The sequence below is a fragment of the Pseudomonas sp. H3(2019) genome (genome assembly GCF_007713465.1).
Classification (GTDB): Bacteria; Pseudomonadota; Gammaproteobacteria; order Pseudomonadales; family Pseudomonadaceae; genus Aquipseudomonas.
In genome coordinates, this window is the sequence record NZ_VMSG01000001.1 from 327,354 (window position 1) to 343,952 (window position 16,599).

Annotated in this window: 16 protein-coding genes; 3 read left to right on the top strand and 13 right to left on the bottom strand. The window is 59.7% G+C overall.

Going from position 1 to position 16,599, the window contains the following annotated elements; all coding sequences use genetic code 11:
- Positions 1 to 111: 111 nt before the first annotated feature.
- The 5 genes from betB to FPT12_RS01630 form a co-directional block, all read right to left on the bottom strand.
- A complete protein-coding gene (gene betB / locus FPT12_RS01610; RefSeq protein WP_145014344.1) occupies positions 112 to 1,584 on the bottom strand; it encodes a betaine-aldehyde dehydrogenase in 1,473 nt (490 codons plus the stop codon).
- A gap of 95 nt (positions 1,585 to 1,679) precedes the next feature.
- A complete protein-coding gene (gene betI, locus FPT12_RS01615; RefSeq protein ID WP_145014345.1) occupies positions 1,680 to 2,285 on the bottom strand; it encodes a transcriptional regulator BetI in 606 nt (201 codons plus the stop codon).
- Between the two features lie 149 nt (positions 2,286 to 2,434).
- The gene (choV, locus tag FPT12_RS01620; RefSeq protein ID WP_123581275.1) at positions 2,435 to 3,613 is read right to left on the bottom strand and encodes a choline ABC transporter ATP-binding protein; all 1,179 of its coding nucleotides are present in this window, start codon (positions 3,611 to 3,613) and stop codon (positions 2,435 to 2,437) included.
- The gene (choW, locus tag FPT12_RS01625) at positions 3,610 to 4,458 is read right to left on the bottom strand and encodes a choline ABC transporter permease subunit (RefSeq protein ID WP_145014346.1); all 849 of its coding nucleotides are present in this window, start codon (positions 4,456 to 4,458) and stop codon (positions 3,610 to 3,612) included. The genes choV and choW overlap by 4 nt, the downstream gene beginning before the upstream one ends.
- Before the next feature lie 66 nt (positions 4,459 to 4,524).
- A complete protein-coding gene (locus FPT12_RS01630; protein ID WP_145014347.1) occupies positions 4,525 to 5,475 on the bottom strand; it encodes a choline ABC transporter substrate-binding protein in 951 nt (316 codons plus the stop codon).
- Between the two features lie 429 nt (positions 5,476 to 5,904).
- Between FPT12_RS01630 and FPT12_RS01635 the strand changes: the two genes are divergently transcribed.
- Both FPT12_RS01635 and FPT12_RS01640 read left to right on the top strand, forming a co-directional pair.
- A complete protein-coding gene (locus FPT12_RS01635) occupies positions 5,905 to 7,281 on the top strand; it encodes an L-serine ammonia-lyase (protein WP_145014348.1) in 1,377 nt (458 codons plus the stop codon).
- 445 nt (positions 7,282 to 7,726) lie between these two features.
- A complete protein-coding gene (locus FPT12_RS01640) occupies positions 7,727 to 8,830 on the top strand; it encodes a GlxA family transcriptional regulator (protein WP_071553003.1) in 1,104 nt (367 codons plus the stop codon).
- An 86-nt stretch (positions 8,831 to 8,916) separates the two neighbouring features.
- Here FPT12_RS01640 and FPT12_RS01645 read toward each other — a convergent pair whose 3' ends face one another.
- The 6 genes from FPT12_RS01645 to choX all read right to left on the bottom strand — a co-directional run bounded on the left by FPT12_RS01645 (position 8,917) and on the right by choX (position 14,348).
- On the bottom strand, positions 8,917 to 9,180 hold the full coding sequence (locus FPT12_RS01645) for a hypothetical protein (protein ID WP_145014349.1): 264 nt from the start codon (positions 9,178 to 9,180) through the stop codon (positions 8,917 to 8,919).
- Between the two features lie 365 nt (positions 9,181 to 9,545).
- Positions 9,546 to 10,709: a gamma-butyrobetaine dioxygenase gene (locus FPT12_RS01655; protein ID WP_145014350.1), complete on the bottom strand. Its 1,164-nt coding sequence runs from the start codon at positions 10,707 to 10,709 to the stop codon at positions 9,546 to 9,548.
- A gap of 21 nt (positions 10,710 to 10,730) precedes the next feature.
- Positions 10,731 to 11,207: a thioesterase family protein gene (locus FPT12_RS01660; protein ID WP_145014351.1), complete on the bottom strand. Its 477-nt coding sequence runs from the start codon at positions 11,205 to 11,207 to the stop codon at positions 10,731 to 10,733.
- A 142-nt stretch (positions 11,208 to 11,349) separates the two neighbouring features.
- Positions 11,350 to 12,315, bottom strand: a complete 966-nt coding sequence (locus FPT12_RS01665) for an L-carnitine dehydrogenase (protein ID WP_145014352.1) — start codon at positions 12,313 to 12,315, stop codon at positions 11,350 to 11,352.
- Positions 12,316 to 12,415: 100 nt separating this feature from the next.
- Positions 12,416 to 13,303, bottom strand: a complete 888-nt coding sequence (locus tag FPT12_RS01670; protein WP_071553009.1) for a 3-keto-5-aminohexanoate cleavage protein — start codon at positions 13,301 to 13,303, stop codon at positions 12,416 to 12,418.
- Between the two features lie 100 nt (positions 13,304 to 13,403).
- Complete coding sequence (choX, locus tag FPT12_RS01675; RefSeq protein ID WP_145014353.1) at positions 13,404 to 14,348, bottom strand: choline ABC transporter substrate-binding protein; 945 nt, start codon at positions 14,346 to 14,348, stop codon at positions 13,404 to 13,406.
- A 194-nt stretch (positions 14,349 to 14,542) separates the two neighbouring features.
- Between choX and FPT12_RS01680 the strand changes: the two genes are divergently transcribed.
- Complete coding sequence (locus FPT12_RS01680) at positions 14,543 to 15,487, top strand: GlxA family transcriptional regulator (protein ID WP_145014354.1); 945 nt, start codon at positions 14,543 to 14,545, stop codon at positions 15,485 to 15,487.
- Between the two features lie 47 nt (positions 15,488 to 15,534).
- Here FPT12_RS01680 and FPT12_RS01685 read toward each other — a convergent pair whose 3' ends face one another.
- Both FPT12_RS01685 and FPT12_RS01690 read right to left on the bottom strand, forming a co-directional pair.
- Positions 15,535 to 15,951, bottom strand: coding sequence for a DUF3010 family protein (locus FPT12_RS01685; RefSeq protein WP_145014355.1), 417 nt, complete (start codon positions 15,949 to 15,951; stop codon positions 15,535 to 15,537).
- Positions 15,952 to 15,999: 48 nt separating this feature from the next.
- On the bottom strand, positions 16,000 to 16,401 hold the full coding sequence (locus tag FPT12_RS01690; RefSeq protein ID WP_019694004.1) for a lysozyme inhibitor LprI family protein: 402 nt from the start codon (positions 16,399 to 16,401) through the stop codon (positions 16,000 to 16,002).
- Positions 16,402 to 16,599 lie beyond the last annotated feature (198 nt).

A 16,599-nucleotide genomic window follows, 5' to 3' on the forward strand; every position in this document is an offset into this window, starting at 1 on the left:
AGCTGCAAGAAAAAGCAGCGAGCGGTGTTTCTTCGGATGAGGTGCGGCAAGCACAGGCTGCTGTTGATCTTGCTTCTAACTTGCAGCTTGAAGCTTGCCGCTTGTGGCTGATCAGAACACTGATGTGTAATCGCCCAGCTCGACCTGTACCGATTTGATGCGGGTGAAGTTGTTCAGCGAGCTGATCCCGTTCTCACGGCCCACGCCCGATTGCTTGTAGCCGCCGACCGGCATCTTGGCGTCGGACTCGCCCCAGGCATTGATCCAGCAGATACCGGCTTCCAGTTGATGAATCACGCGGTGCGCGCGGTTCAGGTCGCGGGTCACGACGCCGGCGGCCAGGCCGAACTCGGTGTCGTTGGCGCGGCGGATCACTTCTTCTTCGGTTTCGTAAGTCAGGATGCTCATCACCGGGCCAAAGATTTCTTCACGAACGATGGTCATCTCGTCGGTGCAGTCGGTGAACACGGTCGGTGCCACGAACGCGCCTTTGGCGAATTCGCCTTGGGTCAGACGCTCGCCGCCGCACAGCAGGCGCGCGCCTTCTTCCTTGCCTTTGGCGATGTAGCCCAGCACGCTTTCCATGTGGGCGAAGCTGACCAGCGGGCCGAAGTTGGTGTTTTCGTCTTGCGGGTTGCCGACGCGGATGCGCGCAACGCGTTCCACGATCTTGGCTTCGAAAGCGGCTTTCAGGTGGCTCGGTACGAACACGCGAGTGCCGTTGGTGCAGACCTGACCGGAGCTGTAGAAGTTGGCCATCATCGCGGTGTCGGCGGCGCGATCGAGGTCGGCGTCGTCGAAAATGATCAGCGGGGATTTGCCGCCCAGTTCCATGGTCACGTCTTTCAAGGACGAACCGGAAGCACTGGCCATGACCTTCTTGCCAGTGTCGGTGCCGCCGGTGAAGGAGATTTTTTCGATGCGTGGGTGCTCGGTCAGCCAGGTGCCGACTTCACGGCCGCTACCGGTCAGAACGTTGAACACGCCCGCTGGCAGGCCCGCTTCGGTGTAGATCTCAGCCAGTTTCAGGGTGGTCAGGGAAGTGACTTCGCTTGGCTTGAAGATCATCGCGTTACCGGCTGCCAGGGCTGGAGCGGATTTCCACAGGGCGATCTGGATCGGGTAGTTCCACGCGCCGATACCGGCCACGATGCCCAGTGGCTCGCGACGGGTGTAAACGAACGAGGTGGTGCGCAGCGGGATTTGCTCGCCTTCGATGGCCGGCACCAGGCCTGCGTAGTATTCCAGCACGTCAGCGCCGGTGACGATGTCGACGTAGCGGGTTTCGGAGTACGCCTTGCCGGTGTCCAGGGTTTCCAGGGCGGCCAGTTCATCGTTGCGCTCGCGCAGGATTTCAACGGCACGACGCAGGATGCGCGAACGCTCCATTGCCGTCATCGCTGCCCAGATTTTCTGGCCCTTTTCGGCGCTGACGACAGCGCGCTCGACGTCGGCGAAGGTTGCACGTTGCACTGTGGCGAGAACTTCACCGTTAGCCGGGTTGATGGCTTCGAAGGTGGCGTCGCCGCTGGCAGAGGAGTAACCGCCGTCGATGTAAAGTTTTTGCAGTTCGAAACGGGCCATAGAGTCCTCGCAAGTGCATTGGTGATTGGTGTGAGCCACTGGGCGTGCCGTAAAGCCTGGGCACGTTGATCAGTCGCCGTTCAGGGGCCGAGCGGTTATGTGTGCTCTAGCAGCTCCTGTTTAGCCAGTTGGATATCCATATATTCGTAAGCGATTCGTTGCGCCTGCTCGGTGTCGAAAGCGTCTCCCGACAGCGCGCCGCGCAACCACAAACCGTCAATCAGAGCCGCCAGCCCGCGTGCTGCGCTGCGTGCCTGATCAAGCGGCAGCACTCGGCGGAACTCGCAGCACAGGTTGGAATACAGGCGGTGATCGTTGATCCGCTGCAACCTGTGTAAAGACGGTTGGTGCATGCTGGTTGCCCAGAAGGCCAACCAGGTTTTCATTGCCGGGCCATTGACCTGGCTGGCGTCGAAGTTGCCTTCGATAATCACCTGAAGATGAGCCCGCGGGCTGTTATCTCCCAGCGCCAGGCGGCGCGCGGTGACGTTCTCGCTGAGGACGTTCATCAGATACCGCATCGTGGCGGCGATCAGGCCATTCTTGTCCTGAAAATAGTGACTGATGATGCCATTCGAGACACCGGCCAAACGGGCGATCAGCGCAATGCTGGCGTCCCCCATCCCGACCCGATCGACGGCCTGCAATGTGGCTTCGATCAACTGCTGACGGCGGATGGGTTGCATACCGACCTTGGGCATCTTGCACATCTCCTTAGGCTTTCCGGTGGGCGAAAAATGGCTACCGGATTGAGGGCCAGTCTATTTTGTTTTTATTGAACGCTCAATCAACAAAAAACAAGGCCCAATAAAAAAGGGATCGCTCACCGTGATCCCTTTTTCATCCTGTCTTACCCCAGGTTCTTGCCGAGCAGCGCGTGATACAGCTCGCTGTCGCCGAGAATCCCCACCACATGATTGTTGTCGTGCAGCACCAGCTTGTTGCCGGTCTGATAACGAATCTGCAACGCGTCGCGCATGCCGATGTTCGAGTCCACCAGCGTTGGGCGACGGCCCAGGCCTTCCACCGCTTGCCCCGGTACCCAGTTCTGCAGGTCCAGGCTTGAACCGTTTTGGCGTGCACCCTTGATGGTGTTGCCTTCGGCCAGGTCCAGCCACGAGTCGCCGCCCGGATCCAGGCATACCGAGCCGTTGATGCGTTTGCAGTTGTCCAGCGTGCGCATCAGGCTGCGACCGCACAGTACGTTCAGCGGGTTGGTGTGCGCGACGAAGGTCCGCACGTAGTCATCGGCCGGGTTGAGGACGATTTCTTCCGGCTTGCTGTACTGGATGATCCGGCCGTCTTTCATGATTGCGATACGGCTGCCGAGTTTCAGCGCTTCATCAAGGTCGTGACTGACGAAGACGATGGTCTTGTGCAGCTTGCGTTGCAGTTCCAGCAGTTCGTCTTGCAGGCCCTGGCGAATCAGCGGGTCAAGTGCCGAGAAGGGTTCGTCCATCAGCAGAATGTCGGCGTCCATCGCCAGCGCACGGGCCAGGCCCACACGTTGCTGCATGCCGCCGGAGAGTTCGTCGGGCTTCTTGTTGCGCCATTGGGCCAGGCCGACCAGTTCGAGCTTTTCGTCGACCAACTGGCGACGTTCCTTCTCGGGACGACCCTGCATTTCGAGGCCGAAACTGATGTTCTCGCGCACTGTCAGCCAAGGCATCAGGGCAAACTTCTGGAACACCATGGCGATGCGCTTGGTACGCATCATTTTCAGTTCTGCCGGGGTGCATGAGGCGATGTCGATCTGGCGGCCTTCATGCTCGACGAACAGCTTGCCACGGCTGACCGTGTTCAAACCGTTGATGCAACGCAGCAGGCTGGATTTGCCGGAGCCGGAGAGGCCCATCAGCACGCAGATTTCGCCTTTCTCGATGTCCAGGCTGGCTTTTTCAACGCCAACGATTTGCCCGGTTTTCTTCAGGATCTGGTCGCGGGTCATGCCCTGGTCGAGCAGTTTCAGGGCTTCACGCGGGTCTTTGGAGAAGATCACGTCGACCTTGTCGAACCGAATTATGCTCATGCGTCACCCCCTACTACTTTAGCGTCGGGTTGTTTGCAGATACGGTCGAGCATGATCGCCAGCAGTACGATCGCCAACCCGGCTTCGAAGCCCAGGGCGATATCAGCAGTGTTCAATGCGTTGACCACGGGTTTGCCCAGACCATCAGCGCCCACCAGTGCTGCGATCACCACCATCGACAACGACAGCATGATGCACTGGGTGATACCGGCCGCGATGCTTGGCATGGCGTAGGGCAGTTCGATACGGGAGAGCAGTTGACGGCGCGAACAGCCAAAGGCCTTGCCGGCGTCCATCAGTTCTTGCGGCACATCGCGGATGCCCAGGTAGGTCAGACGGATAGGCGCGGCAATCGCGAACACTACCGTTGAAATCAGACCCGGGACCACACCCAGACCGAACAGGGTCAGGGTAGGAATGAGGTACACGAACGTCGGTACGGTCTGCATCAGATCGAGTACCGGACGCATCAGCGTGTAGAACATCGGTTTGTGCGCGGCGACGATGCCCAACGGCACGCCGATGACCACGCAGACCAGGGTGGCGAACAACACCTGGGCGAGGGTTTCCATGGTTTCCTGCCAGTAACCCAGATTGTGGATCAGCAGGAAGGAGGCGATGACGAAAACGGTCAGGCCCCATTTGCGTTGGATGAAGTGAGCCAGCAATGCGATCAATCCGATCAGTGCCAGCGGGTTGAACCAGGTCAGCGCAAACGTCACGCCGTGGATCATCGTTTCCAGTGTCGTGGCGATCGCATCGAATGTGCTGGCGCCGTGTTGCGTCAACCATTCAACGAAGGCAGCGATGTACTGGCCTAAAGGGATTTTCTGATCAATCAGCATGGTAGTGAACGTCCGCATGCAAGGAAAAAAACAGCCCGGGCGAGCGAACTCGCCCGGCGTCAACGATTACTGCGCAAGCTTGGCTTTCACGGCTTCCAGGCCAGGTTTACCGTCAATGGTGGTCACGCCAGCGAGCCAGGTATCGAGTACCTGTGGGTTCTTTTTCAGCCAGGCCTTGGCGGCGGCTTCAGGCTTCATCTTGTCGTCCAGGATGTTGCCCATCAGCGAGCTTTCCATGTCCACGTTGAACTCCAGGTTTTTCAGCAACTGGCCAACGTTGCTGCATTCCTGGCTGTAACCCTTGCGGGTGTTGGTCAGGACTGTCGCCGCACCGAAGTCCGGGCCGAAATAGTCGTCACCGCCGGTGAGGTACTGGATCTTGAAGCGCTTGTTCATCGGGTGCGGTGCCCAGCCCAGGAACACCACTGCGGTATCGCGCTTCTGAGCGCGGTCGACTTGCGAGAGCATGCCGGCTTCGCTGGACTCGACCACTTTGAAACCAGCGTCTTTGAGGCCGAAGGCGTTCTTGTCGATCATACTCTGGATCAGGCGGTTGCCATCGTTACCCGGCTCGATGCCATAGATCTTGCCGTCCAGCTCTTTCTTGAACTTGGCAATGTCCTTGAAGTCATGCAGCCCTTTGTCGTAAAGCGCTTGTGGCACCGCCAGGGTGTACTTGGCGCCCTTGAGGTTGGTGCGCACGGTTTCCACGGTGCCCGCATCGCGGTAGGCCTTGATGTCGTTTTCCATGGTCGGCATCCAGTTGCCGAGGAACACGTCCATGTTCTTGCCGTCAGCCAGGGACTTGTAAGTCACCGGTACGGAAATCATGGTGGTCTTGGTCTTGTAGCCCAAGGCGTCGAGCACGACGCTGGTGGTCGCCGTTGTGGCGGTGATGTCGGTCCAGCCGACATCGGAGAAGTTCACGGTACTGCACTGTGCCGGTTCTGTGGCGTGAGCCAGAAGCGGCAGACTCAGCATGGCGGCCAACAACAACGACGGGGAACCTATTTTCATGGGTGGACTCCTGAGTGTTTTTTTGGCGGTGTTCTGACCGCACTTATGGGTGTTGCGGTTGGAGGGCGTGTGACGACTGCTCTGCCACGGCGCCGTGCAATCGAGTCGAGACTGATCATGGACCAGTGAATTTCTGACGCCTACAGGGTGCGTCGTATCCAGTACAGGGATGGTCGCATCCAGTGTCGGTGAGGTCGTTTACAGCTTTATTCAGCGCTTTTTAGTCCTCTGAACTGTAAAAAAACGGCCCAAATGTGCCGTCTGCGGCCGGCGGCGTTGGTGGGCATGGGTACGTCGGTGTGAGACGTCGAGCGACATCGCAAAAGCCCGATGATGCGGTCATCTTGGCGGATTGCAGCTTGAGCGTAGCAGCTCCGTCACCGGGTGCTTTGACGCCTGGAATCTGCTCATCGAGGAGTCTCGCACGTCATGGCTATCAGTGTTTTCGACCTGTTCAAAATCGGTATTGGCCCCTCTAGTTCGCACACTGTGGGCCCTATGCGCGCTGCGGCATTGTTCGTCGAGTCGCTGCGCGAGAAAGCGCTGCTGGAGCAGGTGCACCGCATTGAGGTCCAGCTGTTCGGTTCGTTGTCGGCTACCGGCATCGGTCACGGCAGCGACAATGCGGTGATCATGGGCTTGATGGGCGAATGGCCGGATGCGATTGATCCGAGGCAAATCGGCATTCGCATCGACACCTTGCGTGAAACCCACACCCTGTTGCTCGACGGTCGCTTTCCGGTGCCTTTCATCTGGGCGCGGGACATGCGCCTGATCGACGAGAACCTGCCATTCCATCCGAATGCGATGACCCTGGTGGCTGAAGGTGAGCATGGCGAATTGCATCGCGACACCTACTATTCGGTCGGCGGTGGTTTTGTCGTAGATGAGGCGCAGGCCTCAAGCGGCGTGGTCGATCTGGACCGCACCGTGTTGCCTTACGATTTTTCCAGCGCGGTGGAGCTGCTTGCCCTGTGTCAGAAGCACAACCTGCGCGTCGCCGAGTTGATGATGGCGAACGAGAAGGTCTGGCGTTCGGAAGAGGAAATCCGCAGCGGCCTGATGAAACTCTGGCGCGCCATGCAGGACTGCGTCGAGCAGGGCCTCAAGCACGAAGGCATCCTGCCTGGCGGTCTGAATGTGCGCCGCCGCGCCGCTAAATTGCATCGCAGCCTGCAAGAGCTGAACAAGCCCAACGTGATCGGCTCGACCTTGAGCGCCATGGAGTGGGTCAACCTGTTCGCCCTCGCGGTCAACGAAGAAAATGCGGCGGGCGGGCGGATGGTCACGGCACCGACCAACGGTGCGGCAGGGATCATCCCGGCGGTGTTGCACTACTTTATGAAGTTCAGCGAGGTGGTGACGGACGCTAACGTCGTCGACTATTTCCTCGGTGCGGCAGCGGTCGGGATCCTGTGTAAAAAGAACGCCTCGATTTCCGGCGCTGAAGTCGGCTGTCAGGGCGAAGTCGGTTCGGCCTGCGCGATGGCGGCGGCCGGGTTGGCGGAAATTCTTGGCGCGACGCCGGAGCAACTCTGCAACGCCGCGGAAATCGGTCTGGAGCACAACCTTGGCCTGACGTGCGACCCGGTCGGCGGGCTGGTGCAGGTGCCGTGCATCGAGCGCAATGCGATTGCCGCGGTGAAGGCTATCAATGCGGCGCAAATGGCCTTGCGCGGTGACGGTCAGCACTTCATCTCGCTGGACCGGGTGATCCGCACCATGCGCGATACCGGCGCCGACATGCACGACAAATACAAAGAGACATCGCGCGGCGGGTTGGCGGTCAGCGCGGTTGAGTGCTGAGACCGCGATGGGGCCAGACCAGTCAAATCTGCGCGCTAAGTGAACACTGATCCAACTGAGCGCCACCTTTTAGCGCGTCGCAAACAGGCAACAAATATCTCCAGCGGTCAGACGTCATTCCGGGCGCTGACCGCTCGTCACCTGTGCCTGGGGTGACACTCTTTCCCGGCACTTTTGATGCGCTTCCCACAAGTGCTACCGATTTGCTCACACCCCGCGGGGCAGGGCACCTGCCAGCCTGATAACCCTTACGCGTCGACTGAGCTCTATAGACACATATAGACACATCGCGACGTCGTTTTCAGGAGTTATTGAATGCGCATTCAATTTTAGGCATGGCAATTGCTCTGTCATAACAAAGCCCCGTCTCACGGCACGAGAACGATGGCCATAACAAGAGCCTCCGCCTGAGGCCATCACCCGCTTTGTGTGAGGAGATACCGCGATGACGTCGTTCAACTCAGGGGCCCAGCCCCAGAACCGTGCGCCTCAATCCATCGGCTTTTTGCTGCTGGACAATTTCACGCTGATTTCTCTGGCTTCCGCAGTAGAACCCCTGCGCATGGCCAACCAATTGTCCGGTCGCGAGCTGTATCGCTGGAGCACCCTCACCGTTGACGGCGGCCAGGTCTGGGCCAGTGACGGTCTGCAAATCACTCCCGACGCTTCCATGCACAAAGCCCCGGCCCTGGACACCGTGATTGTCTGCGGTGGCATCGGCATTCAACGTACCGTGACCCGTGAACACGTGTCGTGGCTGCAAAGCCAGGCCCGTCAGTCGCGTCGTCTAGGTGCGGTCTGCACCGGTAGCTGGGCTCTGGCATGTGCCGGTCTGCTGGACGGTTTCGATTGCAGCGTGCACTGGGAGTGCCTGGCGTCGATGCAGGAAGCTTTCCCGCGGGTGGCCATGAGCACTCGCTTGTTCACCCTCGACCGTAACCGGTTCACCAGCTCCGGCGGCACCGCGCCCCTGGACATGATGCTGCACCTGATCAGTCGCGACCACGGCCGTGAACTGTCGGCAGCGATCTCGGAAATGTTCGTCTACGAGCGTATTCGTAACGAACAGGATCACCAGCGCGTGCCGCTCAAGCACATGCTGGGCACCAATCAGCCGAAGTTGCAGGAAATCGTCGCGCTGATGGAGGCCAACCTTGAAGAGCCGATCGACCTTGATGAGCTGGCGGTGTACGTCGCGGTATCGCGTCGTCAGCTGGAGCGGCTGTTCCAGAAATACCTGCACTGCTCGCCGTCGCGTTACTACCTCAAGCTGCGACTGATCCGCGCCCGGCAATTGCTCAAGCAAACGCCGATGTCGATCATCGAAGTGGCCTCGGTCTGCGGCTTCGTATCGACCCCGCACTTCTCCAAGTGCTACCGCGAATACTTCGGCATTCCACCGCGTGACGAACGCGTCGGTTCCAACACCACCCAACAGGTGGCAATGATGCCGATCCCGCAGGCACTGGTATTGGCACCGTTGTCCGGACCGATGTCGGCGCTGAGTCAGGCGCGTAATGAGTCGACTTTCGCTAGCGTAAGGCTCTAAACCGCAGCGCCTTCATCGCGAGCAGGCTCGCTCCCACAGGATTTACGCGGTCCTTGTGGGAGCGAGCCTGCTCGCGATTGGGTTTATCAGGCGCTACGGCTCTGCTGGTACAGCGCCAATGCCGGCAGCAGTTGCTTGTCGATCGCCTGGCGCACAGCAGGCAGAATCGTCGCGCTGCTGGTGTACATCTGCTTGACCATGGTCCTCAGGGTCGAGGCCCGTACATCGTTCAAACCGCGTACTGCGCACTCACAGGCCTGCTCCGCAGTAGCACCAATCGGAACTTCAAATCCAAGCGCCTTGAGCTGGCCCAACAGGTCTTCCTGGTCTATCAAATCAGCGTACATCATGACGCAATCCTTCTTCAGGGAACGGTGTCGTGGTTCGATTCTGGTAGGGGTGATGGGGCGGGGCAAGGACGATTTGTCGCAATGGCCGCTATACCTATGAACAGGTCGTTTTCGGCTAACTTGCGGGAGAGAGGAGTGGGCACACTGGATTCAGCTGGCTTCACGAAGGTTTGGTCACCCTCGCGCAACAGCTCCTCAACAGTAAATTCTGCCTCGATCCTGTCACGGCTTGATCGGGGTTTTTTTTGTCTGTGAATCAGGTGTGGGTGTGTTGTCTGAGGCGACGCCATCGCGGCCAAGCCTTGCTCCTACAGAGGGGTAATCAGATACCCTCGTAGGAGCAAAGCTTGCTCGCGATGAGCGATCTAGCGTTGCAACACCAAAATGCGCGAGAGCAATTCATCGCGATCGATGTAGCAGCCCTGGAAATGCCGGGCGCCGCTGGCGGGGTCGAAAGCGTTACGGGCGTGCAGGGTTCGGCGGTTGTCGAAGCACCACATTTCACCAGGACTGAGCCGGGTGATAAGCCGGAAACGCGCTTCGCGGGTCATGGCGATAAAGCGTCGATAGGCCCGATACAACCTGGGCATCTGCTCGACCGAGGCATCGAACGGCCCCCGCAGGAAATTCGCCATGCGGATTTCCGACACTTGCCCCAGCGTATCGAGGGCGATGATCGGTGCCAGGCAGCGGTAGTCGCTGTGGCGGTCCTTGTTGCGAAACTCCACGGGGATCTCGCACAGCGCACGGAAGGCCTCGGGGTCTTCCTGACGCAAGGCGTCGGCAATGGCGAAACCGTCGACAAAAATGCTCTCGCCACCGTCCGCGTCATTGACCAGGCAATGCAGGAATTGCAGCCCCGGTTGCAACTCGCGCGTCGGCAGGTCGCTGTGCAGCGGCAGGTTGAATGCGGTGTAAGCGTTGCTGTCGGCGTCGGCCTTGGATTGCACGTTGAACAGCACACCGAAATTGCTCTCGCGGATAAACGAAATCCGCTGGGCGATGTGCGTCAGCGAGCCGGGTTCGGTGGGGACGCCGCGTACTTGGGTCAGGCCGATATCGCGCAGTGCCAGAAGCCATTGCAGCAAGGCTTTGGGATCCTCCATTACCGCCTGATAGTCGAACACCGGCAGCTTCAGTTGGTTGTTCCACAGCTGGCTTTTCGGTTTGCCGGCGCTGCGCTCGGCGCGGGATTCATCGTCATAGGCGTGAGCGCGCAACCAGCCGGGATCGAAGCGGCTGGTATGGCCGTCCAGCCAGTCGATAGACAGACAGCCCTGCGTATCCACTTGGGCCATGACGGGGCACAGATCTTCAGCGACATCGACGATTTCCAGCACCTGTTCGCGGGTCACGGCATACACGCAAACCGGGCACGGACAGTTGTCGCGCAGCCATTGATGATGAAAGGGGCTGGCCCGGCCATCGGCCCATGTCACCAGCACTTGGTCCGCCAGGGTTTGTACGGCGGTCAAGGCGCTGATTAGCGGGTAACTGCGGAAGTCGGCAACAGCGGCGGCGGTGTTCATGCGAGCTCCTTGTTTTGATTGTTATTTTTCCGGCGGTAGTGCGATCACGCGGCCAATGTAGGCTGGGGTGGGCAGGTCCGATTGCAGTGCAGTCATGGCCAGCAGTTTGTTCAGTACCGGTTCGCTGAACGGTGCCGAGCGCGGCCCCGCGAGGTCGACGTGCAGCAGCATTTGTTCGTTGCCCGCCAGTTCCTGCGCGTCGCCGACCAAGTGCAGGCTGTGATAAAGGTGCAGGCGTTTGCGGTCGTGACCGATGATCCGGGTATGCACCTCGACCTCGGCGCCGAGCTTCACTTCGTGCAGGTAATTGAGGTGCAGTTCGAGGGTGAACAGCGAATTGCCGCTGGCTTCGCGGTTGTTGCTGTCCATGCCCAGTTGATCCATCAGCGTATCGGTGGCGTAGCTGAAAATCAGCAGGTAAAACGCATCGCGCAGATGGCCGTTGTAGTCGACCCAGTCGGGGGCGATGGTGGTTTGGTAGGTGGTTAGTGCGGGCATGATGTGTGTTCCGACATTGGTGGTGACTGGACTGACGCTATCGCGAGCAAGCTCGCTCCCACATTCAACCGCATGCCTCTGATAGAACTCGGTCACCTGTGGGAGCGAGCCTGCTCGCGATGGGTGCGGACCTGCTGGTGGGTTACTCGCTGAACGTCATGCCATGCTTTTCCTTGGTGGTCTTCACCGCCTCAAGCACCGCCAGCAGGCAATCATCACGATAGCGTTCCAGTGCCGAAATGCTGTGTTTGCCCAATTGATCGCTGGTGCCGTCAACCACATCATCGATCAGCTTGTCAGTCAGTTCCGGAGCTGGCAGATAAGTCCACGGCAGTTGCAGCGCCGGACCGAATTGCGCCATGAAGTGCCGCATACCGGCATCGCCGCCGGCCAGGGTGTAGGTCAGGAACGTGCCCATGAACGACCAGCGCAGCCCGGCGCCAAACCGGATTGCATCGTCGATTTCGCCGGTGGTCGCCACGCCATCGTTGACCAGGTGCAGTGCCTCGCGCCACAGTGCTTCGAGCAGACGGTCAGCGATGAAACCCGGTACTTCCTTGCGCACATGCAGCGGGCGCATGCCCAGCGATTCGTAGACTTTCATCGCTGCCTGCACCGCTTCTGGCGCAGTGTTCTTGCCGCCGACCACTTCCACCAGTGGCAACAGATAAACCGGGTTGAACGGATGGCCGACCACGCAACGTTCCGGGTGGGTCGAGCCCTCGTAGAACTCGCTCGGCAACAGCCCTGAAGTGCTGGAACCGATCAGTGCATCAGGTTTGGCCGCCGCGCTGATTTTGCTGTGCAGTTCGAGTTTCAGTTCAAGGCGTTCCGGGGCGCTTTCCTGGATGAAGTCGGCATCGCGTACGCATTCTTCGATGGTCGAGACGAAGCGCAGGCGATCTTGTGATGCACCGGGTGCCAGGCCCTGTTTCTCCAGTGCACCCCAGGCATTGGCGACACGTTTGCGCAGCGCGGCTTCGGCGCCGGGCGCCGGGTCCCAGGCCACCACATCAAGGCCATGGGCGAGGGCGCGGGACACCCAACCGCTGCCGATGACACCACTGCCCAGCGCGGCAAATGTTTTGATTTCGGTGATAAAGCTCATGGTGAATTCCTGGAAGTTAAAAATGGAATTTCCTGTACCCGTAGCAGCTGACGAGTTTTACGAGGCTGCGTTCGGCTGCTGCTACGGGTTGGTGTTGGGTTTAACCGCGCTTGGTCAGGCCCATCTTCGCCCGGCCTTCGGCTGGGGTCAGGACGCGGGCGCCGAGGCGGCTGAGGATTTCGCTGGCGCGTTCGACCAGTTGGCCGTTGGTCGCCAGTACGCCGCGATCCAGCCAGATGTTGTCTTCCAGTCCGACCCGCACGTTGCCGCCCAGCAGCACCGCTTGAGCCGCCATTGGCATTTGCATGCGACCGATGCCAAACCCGGCCCAGACCGCATTGGCCGGCAGGTTGTCGACCATGGCTTTCATGGTGGTGGTGTCAGCCGGTGCGCCCCATGGGATGCCCAGGCACAGCTGGAACAGCGGGTCGTCGAGCAGGCCTTCCTTGATCAACTGTTTGGCAAACCACAGGTGACCGGTGTCGAAGATTTCCAGCTCGGCTTTTACGCCCAGCTCTTGAATGCGTTTGGCGCCAGCGCGCAGCTGAGCCGGGGTGGAGACGTAAATGGTGTCGCCGTCGCCGAAGTTCAGGGTGCCGCAATCGAGCGTGCAGATTTCCGGCAGCAGCGCTTCGACATGGGCCAGACGGGTCAGCGGGCCGACGAGGTCGGTGTTCGGGCCAAACTCCATCGGGTTCTCGCCAGCGCCGATTTCCAGGTCGCCACCCATGCCAGCTGTCAGGTTGACGATGATGTCGACGTCCGCTTCGCGAATGCGCTCCATCACTTCACGGTACAGCGCCACATCGCGGCTGAACTTGCCGGTTTCAGGGTTGCGTACGTGGCAGTGGACCACGGTGGCGCCGGCTTTGGCGGCTTCTACCGCGGCGGCGGCAATCTGTTTCGGGGTGACCGGCACGTGTGGGCTTTTGGCGGTCGTGTCGCCAGCACCGGTGAGTGCGCAGGTGATGATGACGTCGTGGTTCATGGTGGGGTTTTCCTTCAGGCCTGATTTTCTGGGCGTGGTTTTTGGGCGTAGCGGGCCCGCTCGCAGCCGAACCGGCTGCGAATCGGTATTCATTTCGATGTTATTGACTGGTCAGTTGCAGGTTCTGGGCGGCCGGTTTGCCGTCGAACGTGGTCACGCCTTCAAGCCAGCGCTGCTTGTCTTGCGGGTGATCCTTGAGCCATTGCCTGGCCGATTCGAAAGCGTCCTTGTGATCGAGCAGCGGCTGCATCATCCGGCTCTCGTCTTCGGCGGTGAAGGTCAGGTTGCTGAGCAAGCGGCTGACGTTCGGGCACTGGCTGGCATAGTTCGGGGCGGTCACGGTCCAGACGGTGGCCGAGCCTTCGTTCGGGCCCAGGGCGTCCTGGCTGCCGGTGAGGTAGGTCATTTTCACGTTGACGTTCATCGGGTGCGGTGCCCAGCCGAAGAACACCACGGCTTCGTTGCGTCGTACGGCGCGATCCACCGCTGCGAGCATGCCGGCCTCACTGGATTCGACCAGCTGGAATTTGCCCAGGCCGAACTGGTTCTTGGCGATCATTTCCTTGATCTGGGTGTTGGCGCCCGAACCTGGCTCGATGCCGTAGATCTTGCCGCCCAGTTCTTTTTCGAACTTGGCGATGTCGGCGAAGGTTTTCAGGCCCTTGTCGGCGAGGTAAGTCGGCACGGCCAGCGTGGCGCGGGCATCCTTGAGGCTGGGTTCGCTCAGGACGGTCACCTGCTTGCCGGCGACAAACGGGGTGATGGTCTGGGTCATCAACGGGTTCCAGTAGCCAAGGAACATGTCCAGGCGCTGGTCGCGGATGCCGGCGAAAATGATTTGCTGGGAAGCACTGGTTTGTTTGGTCTTGTAGCCGAGGCCATCGAGCAGAACCTGGGTCATGGCGCTGGTGGCGATCACGTCGGTCCAGTTCACCACACCCATGCGCACGTTCTGGCAGGCGGTGGGGTCGGCAGCCATCGCGCCGGAACTCAAGAAAGCGGTACCACTGAGTGCGAGAACGCAGCTGCTGATCAGTCGTTTCATGGTGGGATCCTCGGCAGGTCGTTATTGTGGGTTCCGGTATCTCTGTGCACCGGTGATGTCACGTTACGCAGCTGAACAGGGCGGAAAACGCACAGCGGCGACCAGCTCTTGCACTGCAGCGACCTGTGCTCTTGTCTGTCGCTTGCAACTGGCGTATCAACGTCCACACGCTGCCCGCCATCCGAGTGCGTTCCATGTCCCAGGATTTCTACTTTCTGTTGATGCCGGGTTTCTCGGCCATCGGTTTCATCTCGGCGATCGAACCGTTGCGGGTGGCCAACCGCTTTCGCGGCGAGCTGTACCGCTGGCATGTGCTGAGCGCCGACGGCGGCCCGGTATTGGCCAGCAACGGCATGTCGCTCAACGCCGATGCGGCGCTGGAACCGCTGAAAAAAGGCGCGACTTTGCTGGTGGTTGCCGGGTTCGAACCGCTGAAGTTCGTCAACCCGGCACTTGCGCACTGGCTGCGCCGCCTCGATCACGACGGCGTGACCCTCGGCGGCATCGACACCGGCAGTTTTGTTCTCGCCGAAGCAGGGCTGCTCGATGGCCATCGCGTGACCCTGCACTGGGAAGCCATCGATGCCTTCAAGGAGTCTTATCCACAGCTCAGCGTGACCCAGGAGCTGTTCGAAATCGACCGTCGCCGTATCACCTCGGCTGGTGGCACAGCCTCTATCGACCTGATGCTCGATTTGATCGCCCAGGCTCACGGCCCCGAGTTGGCGATCCAGGTCAGCGAACAATTCGTGCTCGGGCGCATCCGCCCGCGCAAAGACCACCAGCGCATGCAGATCGCCACGCGCTATGGCATCAGCAACAAGAAACTGGTGCAAGTGATTGGCGAGATGGAACAGCACAGCGAGCCGCCGCTCAGCACGCTGGAGCTGGCGGAGTCGATCAAGGTGACGCGACGTCAGCTTGAGCGCCTGTTCCGCTTGCACCTCAACGACACCCCGAGCAATTTCTACCTGGGGCTAAGACTGGAAAAAGCCCGGCAACTGCTGCGCCAGACCGACATGAGCGTGCTGGAAGTGAGCATCGCCTGCGGGTTCGAGTCGCCGTCGTATTTCACCCGCAGTTATCGGACACGGTTTGCCCGCTGCCCGCGCGAGGATCGACGTACCGTCAAGGCATGATCGTTCCCACGCGGGAGCGTGGGAACGATCAGTGGTGGTGTGCGGGCTTATTTCTTCATAAGGGCAGAACACGCCGCTTTGTACGCCTCATGCTGATACTTGTTCAGCGTCGCCGGCAATTCAAAGTCGAACTTCTTGTTCTGCGCATTGATGGTCTGCGGTGACAGCAGCGTCACTTCGCAGTTGTCCAGCAACTGGAAAACCCCTTCGATCTTGAAGGTGGTCGGGCCGCCGGCGAACTCGCCTTTTTTACTGCGCTTCTTGATTGCGATGCGCTCGATGCCGTTGTCACGAACAAAGGTGCCGACCTGCGCGGCGAAAGCTTTGACGTTGGCGGCTTCGTCATCGTCGTCGAGGGCGATTTTCTTGGTGTTCAGGGCGACGTGAGTCAGCACCTGATTGTCGAGGGAGGCGACGGCGAAGATCGCCTCGCTGCCTTTGATTTCGATGCCGCAGAATTTCATGAACACGCCTTCAGATGATGGTGCTGTTGCAGGGCAGTAGAGTCGCGTTTATTGCTGCCCGATCGACTCCAAAAACTCCGACCGTTCGTCGCTCTTGCTCGCCAGGCAATCGTTCAGGTCCATGGTGTAGGTCTTGCTGCCTACCGCTGCCGGGAACGCTGCAATCGCGCAATCGGCATCCCGCGATTTCATCCAGAGCTGTTCGGCGGTCTGGAGTTTGCCGGTGATGTCTGCCAACTGCGCCTTGTTGTTCGCATATTGGGTTTTCATCCGATCCAGCAATCCCTGGAAATTGTCCTTGAGCAGTTGTTCGGCGGTGTTTTTGCTATAGGTCGAGCATTCCAGGGTCTGGACGTCGTTTTCCACCGCATCGCACGGGTTTTTGTCGGCTTCTTCTGCCGCCTGTACGCCGGTCGCTATCAGTGCCAAAGCCAGGAAGATCGATTTCATTGCGTTGCCGCCCCTTGTTCCAGTGAAACATCCAGTGATGCGGCGAATTCTGGCCCAAGTATTCGGGAAAGAACAGGAGGGCAAAAGGCACTTGGTGAGACCCTTTGTCGCGTATTGACGCTTTCGGCAATTCCCCTGTCGTTTTTGCACCCGGCTGCCCCGCCCCTCAAGCATATGCTGACCCAAAGCGCCGGCAGA

Coding starts and splice junctions, on each gene's coding strand:
- choW (WP_145014346.1), bottom strand. CDS start 4,458: ATGCTGATTGATCAGAAAATCCCTTTAGGCCAGTACATCGCTGCCTTC.
- choV (WP_123581275.1), bottom strand. CDS start 3,613: ATGAGCATAATTCGGTTCGACAAGGTCGACGTGATCTTCTCCAAAGAC.
- betI (WP_145014345.1), bottom strand. CDS start 2,285: ATGCCCAAGGTCGGTATGCAACCCATCCGCCGTCAGCAGTTGATCGAA.
- FPT12_RS01680 (WP_145014354.1), top strand. CDS start 14,543: ATGTCCCAGGATTTCTACTTTCTGTTGATGCCGGGTTTCTCGGCCATC.
- FPT12_RS01665 (WP_145014352.1), bottom strand. CDS start 12,315: ATGAGCTTTATCACCGAAATCAAAACATTTGCCGCGCTGGGCAGTGGT.
- choX (WP_145014353.1), bottom strand. CDS start 14,348: ATGAAACGACTGATCAGCAGCTGCGTTCTCGCACTCAGTGGTACCGCT.
- FPT12_RS01690 (WP_019694004.1), bottom strand. CDS start 16,401: ATGAAATCGATCTTCCTGGCTTTGGCACTGATAGCGACCGGCGTACAG.
- FPT12_RS01685 (WP_145014355.1), bottom strand. CDS start 15,951: ATGAAATTCTGCGGCATCGAAATCAAAGGCAGCGAGGCGATCTTCGCC.
- FPT12_RS01660 (WP_145014351.1), bottom strand. CDS start 11,207: ATGCCCGCACTAACCACCTACCAAACCACCATCGCCCCCGACTGGGTC.
- FPT12_RS01655 (WP_145014350.1), bottom strand. CDS start 10,709: ATGAACACCGCCGCCGCTGTTGCCGACTTCCGCAGTTACCCGCTAATC.
- FPT12_RS01670 (WP_071553009.1), bottom strand. CDS start 13,303: ATGAACCACGACGTCATCATCACCTGCGCACTCACCGGTGCTGGCGAC.
- betB (WP_145014344.1), bottom strand. CDS start 1,584: ATGGCCCGTTTCGAACTGCAAAAACTTTACATCGACGGCGGTTACTCC.
- FPT12_RS01645 (WP_145014349.1), bottom strand. CDS start 9,180: ATGATGTACGCTGATTTGATAGACCAGGAAGACCTGTTGGGCCAGCTC.
- FPT12_RS01630 (WP_145014347.1), bottom strand. CDS start 5,475: ATGAAAATAGGTTCCCCGTCGTTGTTGTTGGCCGCCATGCTGAGTCTG.
- FPT12_RS01640 (WP_071553003.1), top strand. CDS start 7,727: ATGACGTCGTTCAACTCAGGGGCCCAGCCCCAGAACCGTGCGCCTCAA.
- FPT12_RS01635 (WP_145014348.1), top strand. CDS start 5,905: ATGGCTATCAGTGTTTTCGACCTGTTCAAAATCGGTATTGGCCCCTCT.